Origin of the sequence: Myroides odoratimimus, assembly GCF_001485415.1 — a bacterium.
Lineage (GTDB): Bacteria > Bacteroidota > Bacteroidia > Flavobacteriales > Flavobacteriaceae > Flavobacterium > Flavobacterium odoratimimum.
Genome location: NZ_BCMQ01000004.1, coordinates 163,137 through 174,368, shown reverse-complemented (window position 1 = coordinate 174,368; position 11,232 = coordinate 163,137). Strand labels below are relative to the sequence as shown.

Sequence of the window (11,232 nt, the reverse complement as noted above, 5' to 3'; positions counted from 1 at the left end):
GTGTTTATGCTTTAACTGATTGATAGTCAGCGTTTATTGCGGAGAAAGAGGGATTCGAACCCCCGGACCTGTTACAGTCAACGGTTTTCAAGACCGCCGCATTCGACCACTCTGCCATTTCTCCAGTGGTCTGCATTACTTCCGTATTGCGAGTGCAAATATAACACAAATATCCAAACCTCCAAACTTTCGAGATAAAATAATTGAAAGTTTTTTCAGTGAAGCTCCTACTTCATAGCATAGCTGTAGAATAAAAAACTAAGTATCAGACTTATACTCCCCTAACCGATTCGTTGTCTTCTAAAAACAAAAAAAACTCCTAATAAGGAGTTTTAGTATTATTTATCTTCAAAAAGCTTAACGACTAATTTATAACTTAAAGAATCTAATCCATTAAGAGCTCCTTCAGAAGAGCTATTAGAAAGAACGATTAGACCTTTCTTTCTTACTGGGTCAAAAGCCACATAGTTAGAATATCCAGCATCTATACCTCTTGTGAAGTAAAGAGGCTCTCCAGAACCAAAAGGATACCCTATCTTCCATCCTAAACTAACCCAGTAATTAGGACTTACAATAAGAGTAGGCTTCTGTGTTAGCTGTAGTACCTTATCTTCACTATTAAATTGCGCTTGAATGAACTTCGTCAAATCTGCAGCTGTAGAGATCCCCCCACTAGATGGTAATAAAGCACCTACTTTGACTGGATATACTTCCTTTAGATTGACATTAATCCCTTTTACTACCTCACGCTTCTTTTTAGGCATGTATACAGTAGAGTTATGCATACCATATCTTGCGAATATTTTCTCTTCGATTAATTGATGAAAGGGCTTGTTATACACCTTACTCAAGGTATTACCTAGTATAGCATATCCTAAGAAAGAAAAACTCTGTCTCTTATCTGGGCTTATCGTATCTGTCTCTAGATTATGTTGCAAATAGTCTTCTAGCTGTGCACTCGTCAGATTAGTCAAATAATCATCTTCTACCTTTGGATCATTAGACTTTATCTCAGGTAGCATAGGTACTAACGAAGAATGATTAGCTAAAGCAATGAAGGGAAGCTTAATATTCTTGTTAAAGCTAAAATCATAATACTTATTTATATCCGTAGTCATATCCACACCTTGCTCTAGTACAGCATCCGCTAATACAGTAGAAGTAAATATCGTCATTACATTAGCCATAGAAAACTTACTATCTGTATTGTTCTCTACTTTCACTCCATCCCCTACTTTCTTAAAGCCGTGATATTCTACCTTATCATCATCAATAATAGCAATAGCATACTGTCCTTTATCAGGTAGGTTAACCGTTTCGTTTGCGATAATTTCTTCTACACTAAACTTCTTGAATGAATCATCTACAGGCTTAGGCATGTCTAATAATCTAAATCCTACTACCTCCCCAGTATCATTCATCGCTAGATTAAGTAAAGCAACTTCATTATTCTCAAACTCAGTTTTAAACAACGCTAATTGATTATTGTCTAAGCCGTAGAACTCCATACTCATAATATTACCAAGTTTCTCTTTCATCTCTACAAAGAATAACTTAGCCTTAGCACTAGGCAACTCTTCTTTTAAAGATGGTGCGAAGTGACTGTAAATATCATCGTAATCATTGGTGTTGTAATCCTTTACAAAAGTATCTATTAAGGGTTTAAACTCTTTCTCTTGAGCGAAAGAACCAAAACTCATCAATAAACACATCGCTATGGAAATACTTAATCTCTTCATTTCTTAATTTTATTTTGCAAGGATAAATATATCAGTTATTATCCGATAAATATCTCCCTTTAACAAGAATAAAAGAAAAATAAAGAATTTCTTACTTCTTTTAAGTATAAGATAACAACCTCAATATAAAGCATCAAATCACAGCCCTCCTTCAAAAAATACAATACCCCTAATTACCTATTCTCAGATAAAGAAACTCTATCTGAATAGAAAATAGCCTATCTTTTTTTTAAGTATATTCGCCCTAAATAAAAACAGAAAGACTATGACCAAAAGTGAAAAAGTAAAATTCGCTATGGAGACCTTAGACGCTCTTTATCCAGAAGTTCCTATTCCATTAGATCATAAAGACCCATATACTCTACTGATCGCTGTACTTCTATCAGCACAGTGTACAGACGAACGCGTAAATAAGATTACTCCTCTACTATTTGCTAAGGCTGATAATCCGTATGATATGGTCAAAATGACGGTAGAAGAAATACAAGATATCATCAGGCCTTGTGGATTATCTCCTATGAAGTCTAAAGGTATTTATGGACTATCACATATCTTAATTGATAAGTATAATGGAGAAGTTCCTCAAGATATGGCTGCATTAGAAGAATTGCCTGCTGTCGGTCATAAGACGGCTAGTGTTGTCATGTCTCAGGCATTTGGAGTACCTGCTTTTCCAGTAGATACCCATATTCATAGATTAATGTATCGTTGGAATTTCTCTAATGGAAAAAGTGTAGAACAAACAGAAAGAGATGCTAAACGTTTATTTCCAGAGGACAAATGGAATCTACTTCATTTACAACTCGTATGGTATGGAAGACAATACTCTCCTGCACGTGGCTGGAATCTAGAACTAGATATTATAACGAGTGTGATAGGTAGAAAAACGGTTATCAATGAATACTATAAAAAGAAAGAAAAAAAAGAAAAGAAATAACACTTCTTATCCTAGCACATCAGTGTAAGATAGTATAGAGAGGTATCAAAAAGCAAAAAAAGAGGTTAAGTATAATGACTTAACCTCTTTTTTTTAATTCTCTTTCGAGTAAAGCGATAGATTATTGATTAACCCGTTTAGCCTAACTAGGCTCAATCCTTTAGAGTAACTCAAAAGGAATTTAATGGTTTCTTCTTTGGGTAAACTAAATGAACTAGTTTTCGTTGTGTAATTTTTCTTCATATGTGGCGCGTTTTGTTGTTTATACAATAATAACGACAAAACGCTTTACATATTATATCTCTGTCAAAATAATATTTTTTTCGTCAATTAATTTTCTTAAATTAAGCAGTGCATATCGCATTCTTCCCAGAGCAGTATTAATACTTACATCTGTCAACTCTGCTATCTCCTTGAAGCTCAAGTCTTGATACATACGCATCGTGATCACTTGACGTTGATCTTCTGGTAATTCTTTTAACAATAAATGTAGATCTGACTCTATCTGTTGTTGGATGATATCTCCTTCTACTGTATTAGAATCATCTTTTAGAAATGAAAAGATAGGCAATTCCTCAGAATCATATTGAAACTGTACACGCTTCTCTCTTCGGTAATGATCCATTACTAAATTATGAGCAATACGGATAACCCAAGGTAGAAACTTACCTTCTTCATTATATCGACCCGATTTAAGGGTATTAATTACTTTTATGAATGTATCTTGGAAAATGTCATTTGCTAACTCAGCATCTGATACTTTAGAAAAGATAAAACCATAGATCTTAGACTGGTGTCTTTTGATCAAAACCTCTAACGCCTCTTCACCACCTGCAATATATAATGTTACAAGGGTTGCATCAGGCATATTTATATATACCATACCAAATTTCTTTTTTAAAACTGTAAATAGATTTTTATAAAGTAATTTTGTATTATAGGCTTTGATTTTTATCGTTTAACGAGACAAATATATAAAATTATATTTGTTAAAATAAATAAAAAATAAAAGTTTTTTTTAGAACCTCAATCAACAAACGTTATCATATCTCATCATTTAGCCGGAAAACAATAAAATTCACATCTCTTAAATTTATCTAAATGAAATAATCACAATATTAGGCTGGAATAGATGTAGAAAACACAATTATATTTATGTACCGAACCTTTACATTTTTATAATACGGTCTCCCTTTTGCTCCCATGTGGTATTTCATCCTTATTCCTGTCAGCTCTTAATCTCGTTTGTATCGTGTTCCCAAGAGATACCCTAGAAGCGACTTTTTGGGAACAACTCGAAAACAAAATAGGATAACCACAGCGTCCAATCAAGATACAGCCTAGATCAACACTAGCTTTCTCTTTAAAACAACTACTCCCTTCTACCCCCAATTACTCCTATTTACTCCACTTTTTGACTTTCTATTACATCCACTTTCTAGTTCTTTCTATATTTAAACCTCATATCGTTCTTCCATCCTACTCTTTATACAAGGTGATAATGCGAAATATTATAGCAGATTCAGCATTTTGCACAAGATTATACCTTGCAGAGTTTTAGTGGAATTAAAGAAAGCATTATCTTTGTTTATTAAACCTTTATAGGCTACATGAAAAAAATAGATTTCTCCAATATAGATCCAAAAAAGAATATTATCATCAAGGGCGCTCAGCTACACAATCTAAAAGATTTAGACGTTGTCATCCCTCGTAATAATCTTGTTGTTATAACAGGATTGTCTGGTTCTGGTAAGTCCAGTTTAGCTTTTGACACCTTATATGCAGAAGGACAAAGACGTTATGTAGAGAGCTTATCTTCTTATGCTAGACAATTCTTAGGACGTATTAACAAACCTAAAGTAGAATACATAAAAGGAATTGCTCCTGCGATTGCGATTGAACAAAAAGTAAACACTAGCAATGCTCGTTCTACAGTAGGTACCTCTACTGAGGTATATGATTACATCAAATTACTGTACGCACGTATCGGAAAGACCTTCTCGCCTATCTCAGGAGAGGAAGTAAAGAAGGATACTGTAAGTGATGTATTAGACTATGTTAAGAGCTTAGCTATTGGAGCCAAATTATTATTGCTAGCCCCTATTGATTTAGGAGAAGACAGAGAGCTTTATGAGCACCTTAATGTCCTTCTTCAGCAGGGATATGCTAGAATATTAGTGCATGGAGAGACTTTGCGTTTAGATCAATATATAAATGACAATACAGAAGATATCGTTAATCAAGTAGATGCCACTCAGGTTTATCTAGTTGTAGACCGTATCGTAGTCAGTGATGATGAAGATTTCTTTAACCGCCTAGGAGACTCTGTAGAAACAGCTTTCTTCGAAGGAAAAGGATACTGCTATATAGAGGATCTTAAAGATAAAAAACGCAAAGAATTCAGCAACAACTTTGCCTTAGATGGGGAAGTTTTTCTTGAACCTAATGTACACTTATTTAGTTTTAACAATCCTTATGGAGCTTGTCCATCCTGTGATGGATATGGTAATATCATCGGTATTGACGAAGAACTAGTCATTCCTAATACAGGGCTTTCTATATATGAGAATGCGGTCTTCCCTTGGAGAGGAGAGTCGATGAGCTGGTATAGAGATCAACTGGTTAACAATGCTTATAAATTTGACTTCCCTATTCACAAACCTTACTTTGAGCTAACAGAAGAGCAAAAAGCATTGGTATGGGAAGGAAACTCGTTCTTTACAGGACTAAATGACTTCTTTAAAGAATTAGAAGAAAAAAACTATAAAATCCAGAATCGCGTCCTTTTATCTCGTTATAGAGGAAAAACAAAATGTCCTACATGTAAAGGAAAAAGACTGCGCAAAGAAGCGAGCTATGTAAAAGTAGGTAACAGAACAGTAAGCGAGCTGGTAGACTTACCTATCAAGCATTTGATTACCTTCTTTAAAGATTTAAAACTAAATGAATACGAAGCCAAAGTAGCACAACGCTTATTAATCGAGATCAATAACAGACTTGGCTTTCTAAGTAATGTAGGGCTTGACTACCTAACATTAAATAGAAATTCTGCTACGCTATCTGGAGGAGAATCTCAGCGTATTAACTTAGCCACTTCATTAGGAAGTAGTTTAGTGGGGTCAATGTATATCTTAGACGAACCAAGTATAGGATTACACCCTAAGGATACAGAAAAGTTAATCGATGTACTGAATAACCTAAAACAACTAGGGAATACAGTTATCGTGGTAGAACACGATGAAGACATCATGAAATCAGCTGATCAGATTATAGACATCGGTCCTGAGGCTGGTAGCTATGGAGGACAACTGGTAGCTCAAGGAGATTACAATACTATTTTAAAAGCAAACTCTCTAACAGGGAAATACCTTAGTGGTGCTCTTGAAATAGCTGTTCCTAAAAAACGCAGAGGGTACAAACACTTTATCGAAATAGTAGGCGCTAGAGAAAACAATCTAAAAAATATAGACGTTACATTTCCACTAGACTGTCTAACAGTGATCACAGGAGTATCTGGTAGTGGTAAGAGTACCTTAGTCAAAAAAATATTATTCCCTGCACTACAGAAAAAACTAACAGGACTTAGTGATAAACCTGGTCAGTTTACAGAGATGAAAGGGGAATTTGGTGGTATTAAATCAATAGAATATGTAGATCAGAATCCGATCGGAAGAAGTTCTAGATCTAACCCTGTGACCTATATCAAAGCCTACGATGATATTAGAGATTTATACTCTAAACAACAGTTATCAAAGCTAAGAGGTTATCAACCTAAGCATTTCTCGTTTAACGTAGATGGTGGTCGATGTGAAACTTGTAAAGGAGAAGGAACTGTAACAGTAGAGATGCAGTTTATGGCAGACGTTCACTTAGAATGTGAAACTTGTCATGGCAAGCGCTTTAAAAAAGAAATACTGGAAGTTAATTTTGAAGGGAAGAATATCGATGACTTACTGACCATGACGATAGATGATGCCTTAATGTTCTTCGATCAACATAAGCAAACTAAGATAGCACAAAAACTACAACCTCTACACGATGTAGGACTAGGCTATGTGCAGTTAGGACAATCTTCTTCTACTCTATCAGGTGGAGAAGCACAGCGAATCAAGCTTGCTTCTTTCTTATTAGCTGGTACAACTAGAGATAAGGTATTATTTGTTTTTGATGAGCCTACAACAGGATTGCACTTCCACGATATTCAAAAGTTACTAAAGTCATTTGAAGCTTTAATTGAAAAAGGGCATTCTATTATTGTGATTGAGCACAACCTTGATTTAATCAAATGTGCTGATTACATCATAGATATCGGGCCTGAAGGAGGAGAAAATGGAGGGCAATTAGTTGCTTTTGGAACACCTGAAGAAATTGTAAAAAACAAAGCTTCACTAACAGGAAAGTACCTAAAAGAAAAACTTAAGTAATCCATTGGATAATTACGAATTACGACTATATACCTCATAAGAAAAAGGCTGTATCAAATAATGATACAGCCTTTTTTAATTGTTTCAGCTCAGGTTCCGCTAACAAAGTGCAATAAAAAAGGTAATCTTGAGTTTCAAGATTACCTTTGTCATAATTATAATATCATGTGATATAAGCCCCTCATATTGAAGGTTAATCACTCCTATTTTTTAATTCTTAATTACTTTAACTAGTTTCTCAGTCAATCTTTTTCTACTGAAATACTGCAGTCCCATAGCGAATACTTTTAATTGATTCTGTTGATATTGTTCGAAGTATTCTAATAGAATATCTCTCACCTTATCTTTTTCAGAATACAACACTACTTTTCCAGTATTCGTTTCTTTGATAATATCGAAGAAATCAGAATCCTCAGGCCCTATCCCTAATATTGGGCGTTCTGACGCCATATACTCAAATAACTTACCAGGAATAATCGCTTTAGTATCTTCTGAATCTATTTCTACTAATAACAGTACTTGTGAAGCACGCATTTGTCTCAATGCCTCTACATTATCTACATAACCGTGATTAACAACACAATCCTCTAGTCTAAACTCTTTTATGGTATCTAATACTTCACTACTTACTTTCCCTACTAGTTTTAGTTGAAAAGCATCTTTAAATGCCTTGTTCTCTTTTCGCAATTCTGAGATAGCTTTCCATAAAATTCTAGGATTTCTATCAGATAAAAACGAGCCAATATGTGCTAAAGTAAATTTCTCATCTAGAGGTACTTTTCCAAGGTTCGTAATATCATAACCGTTTGTAATCACTGTTATAGGTTTATCCGTTTTAGTCTGGAACTCCTTTTTAGTTGTTTTACTAGTGACGATAATTTGATCTGCTTTATTTAGAACTTCTTTCTCTAATTCTAAATGCTTAGCTGCACTAGACTGATTTAGTTTTAATTCTTTATGATACCCTATAGTCGTCCATGGATCTCTAAAATCAGCTATCCATTGGATGTTTAATTGCTCTTTAAGAGCCATTCCTATCAAATGCATACTATGAGGAGGCCCTGTCGTAATAATGGTCTCTATATCCTTGTTTTCCTTTAAATACTTAGATAAATAAGCCACAGAAGGTTTCACCCAGCTCACTCTAGCATCAGGAATAAAAAAGTTCCCTCTCACCCAAAGCAATAGTTTATCCGTGAATGATTGTTTCTTCTTATCTGGAATAATTCCCGCACTTAAAGTATCTGTATTCTTACCACTTACTAATTTAGCCTTGCTATAAGGTTCACTAATAGGCTGTCTAAGAATCGTTATTTCAGAGCTTACCTCCTGCTCATTACTAGAATCTAATAATGGATAACTTGGATTCTCAGGTATATATACTATAGGTTCAATATCAAAGCTTGGTAAATATTTGACAAACTTTAACCAACGTTGTACTCCTGGTCCTCCTGCTGGAGGCCAATAATAACTTATGATTAAAACTTTTTTCTTTGGCATATTCATACTACATTTTGTTTTTTTGAAATCGTTTTTCTGTGAAACCGTGAAATCGTTTTTTTGTGAAACCGCTTTTCTGTGAAATCGTGAAACTGTAAACTGTAAACCGTAAACCGTAAACTGTAAACCGTCAACTGTAAATCTATTCCTTCTTCTTAACTAAAAGATATGCTCCTCCTACTGTAATCAAGAAAATAAGAATACTCGATCCTAGGGCTATTCTACTACCTGTTTTGATTACTTGTGGTTCAAAAGTAAATTCGATAGTGTGTTTCCCCTTTGATAACTCTATTCCTCTTAATACATAATCTACAGCAAAGATTGGCACCTCTGTATTATCTACTTTAGCAATCCAACCTTGTGGGTAATAGATTTCAGAGAATACTGCTACTCCATCAGCACTGTTAGTTGACTCATAAACTATCTTATTCGGAGCATAACTTTTTAACTCAATACGAGCTAAAGAATCCACAGCATATGTATCTTTTAACTGTACATCTTTAAACATCGTTGTATTCAATACAGCCTGATTTTTTGTTTTCAACTTATCCAATGCTTTCATTTCTTCATTTGCATCTTGCACTTTTTGAATACTAGATACAAACCACGCATTCCCATTCGCATTATCATTTAATAATGGAACATCACGTCCCTCTTCATCCTTCTGAATGATATACTTCACATTCATCATATTCAACACTTCCATATTAGAATGTTGATTCAATTGATAATCTGCTAGCTCTTGCATTCTACGAGGTTTCGCCGCATGATATCCACCTAAAGAATGATGGAAGAATGAACTTCTCGCACTATTAAAGCCTCCATTTAACTCATACACTCTAAAATGCTCTGTATCATTTAGTATCACCTTATCAGCCGGTGTCGCCTGGAAAGGTTGAGACATTTGAGAAGCTAGTACAAAGTTTGAGTCATTTACATACTTACGATCCACTAATACTAAATCTCCTACCATCAATACACCAATAATAATTACTGCAACAACTGGCTTAATCTTTTCTTTAGTTGATAAGAACAAAGCCCCTGCAGCTAAAGCAATTAAAACAAAACTTCTAATAAGGTCTGCCGTATACATTGCTTTTCTATCTTCTATTAAAGCACTAATAAATCCTGGTCCTATCTCACCATAAGCTCCTCTATAATAACCGTCATTTAAGCCTGCAAAGCTTAAAGACCCTTTTACTAAAAACAACAATATTAGGATAGATCCAGCTACGATACCTGATTTCTTTAAAACCGACAACTGCTCTTCTTTTGCTAACTTACTATAAGCATATAGCCCAATAATAGCTAAGGCAGGTACACATAATTCAAGTATTACTTGAATAGAAGACACTGCTCTAAACTTATTATACAATGGGAAATAGTTAATAAAGAAGTCTGTCAGAATAGAGAAGTTCTTACCCCATGATAACAATAAAGAAAAGACTGCCCCTATTATGAAAACATACTTAATACTTCTCTTCTCTGCAAAAATTCCGATTAAGAACAAAAAGAATACAACAGCTCCTATATAAGCTGGTGCTGCAACAATAGGTTGATCTCCCCAATAAGTAGGTGAACTACTTGCCATTTCTTTTGCTTGTTGATCACTAGCGCCTACTGACTTAAACAATTTATATACATTAGAATCTATGTCTAAATGCTCATTATTCGCCCCTCCTGTCAAACGAGGTGCTATCAAGTTTAAACTTTCAAAAATACCGTAGCTATACTCCGTGATATAATCATAGCTCATCGCATTAGACGATTCCTTTACAGAACCATCAGGTTGATACGTTAGCTCACTATTACTACGCGTACTAAACTTAGTATATTCTGAAGTAGCCATCAGATTAGTAGCATTCGCTCCTATACTTAGAATAGCGGCTCCTACTAATACAGCTATTGATGTACCTATCGCTTTATAATCTTTTTCTCTTATATATTTGACCATATAAAATACTCCCACTACGATAAGTAATAATAGTAAATAATAGGTCATCTGGAAGTGGTTTGCACTAATTTCTAAAGCGGCTGCAAATAGAGTTAGCAATCCCCCTTTTATATAATGCTTCCTAAACACTAAAAGCACTCCTGCCAATACCATCGGCATATAAGCAATAGCGTGAGCTTTAGCATTATGCCCTACTCCTAAAATAATAATCAGATAGGTAGAAAAACCAAAAGCTAGTGCTCCTATAAATGATCTCAAAGGCTTCATTCCTAGAGAAGCCAATAGAATATAGAATCCGATAAAATAGATAAATAAATAATCTGCAGGTCTAGGTAAAAAACGAATTATGCTATCTAAATCTTTCACATAATTATGAGGAAATTTAGCTCCTAATTGATAGGTTGGCATTCCTCCAAAAGCACTATTTGTCCAATAAGGCTCTTCTTTAACTTGTTCTCTAAAATCTATTTGCTCTTTTGCCATTCCAGTATATTGTACAATATCGGATTGGTAAATTACCTTATTAGATAAAACAGGTGAAAAATAAAGTAGTGCTACTACTATAAAACCTAAAACCACTAATAGATGTGGATAAATTCTTTTAAACGTATTCGTTGTTTCTGATGACATTTATACTACTATTTAAGTATGCTAAAATAAGTAAATTTCAAATGGCTT

General features: G+C 34.5%; 6 protein-coding genes and 1 tRNA gene. 2 read left to right on the top strand and 5 right to left on the bottom strand.

Annotated features, from left to right (window positions below; translation table 11 throughout):
• Nucleotides 1–39 precede the first annotated feature (39 nt).
• Together MODO_RS05550 and MODO_RS05545 are read right to left on the bottom strand one after the other, a co-directional pair.
• Nucleotides 40–124: transfer RNA gene (locus MODO_RS05550), tRNA-Ser, on the bottom strand.
• 214 nt (nt 125–338) lie between these two features.
• Nucleotides 339–1,739, bottom strand: a complete 1,401-nt coding sequence (locus MODO_RS05545; RefSeq protein ID WP_059050877.1) for a serine hydrolase — start codon at nt 1,737–1,739, stop codon at nt 339–341.
• Between the two features lie 265 nt (nt 1,740–2,004).
• Between MODO_RS05545 and MODO_RS05540 the strand changes: the two genes are divergently transcribed.
• Nucleotides 2,005–2,676, top strand: coding sequence for an endonuclease III domain-containing protein (locus MODO_RS05540; RefSeq protein WP_006260072.1), 672 nt, complete (start codon nt 2,005–2,007; stop codon nt 2,674–2,676).
• A 295-nt stretch (nt 2,677–2,971) separates the two neighbouring features.
• Here MODO_RS05540 and MODO_RS05535 read toward each other — a convergent pair whose 3' ends face one another.
• Nucleotides 2,972–3,559: a sigma-70 family RNA polymerase sigma factor gene (locus tag MODO_RS05535; protein ID WP_006260071.1), complete on the bottom strand. Its 588-nt coding sequence runs from the start codon at nt 3,557–3,559 to the stop codon at nt 2,972–2,974.
• Nucleotides 3,560–4,286: 727 nt separating this feature from the next.
• On the opposite strand from MODO_RS05535, the gene uvrA reads away from it, so the two are divergent.
• The gene (gene uvrA, locus MODO_RS05530) at nt 4,287–7,100 is read left to right on the top strand and encodes an excinuclease ABC subunit UvrA (protein WP_006265438.1); all 2,814 of its coding nucleotides are present in this window, start codon (nt 4,287–4,289) and stop codon (nt 7,098–7,100) included.
• 210 nt (nt 7,101–7,310) lie between these two features.
• Here uvrA and MODO_RS05525 read toward each other — a convergent pair whose 3' ends face one another.
• Complete coding sequence (locus MODO_RS05525) at nt 7,311–8,606, bottom strand: glycosyltransferase family 4 protein (protein WP_006265440.1); 1,296 nt, start codon at nt 8,604–8,606, stop codon at nt 7,311–7,313.
• 136 nt (nt 8,607–8,742) lie between these two features.
• A complete protein-coding gene (locus MODO_RS05520) occupies nt 8,743–11,184 on the bottom strand; it encodes a YfhO family protein (RefSeq protein ID WP_059050875.1) in 2,442 nt (813 codons plus the stop codon).
• Between the last annotated feature and the right edge of the window lie 48 nt (nt 11,185–11,232).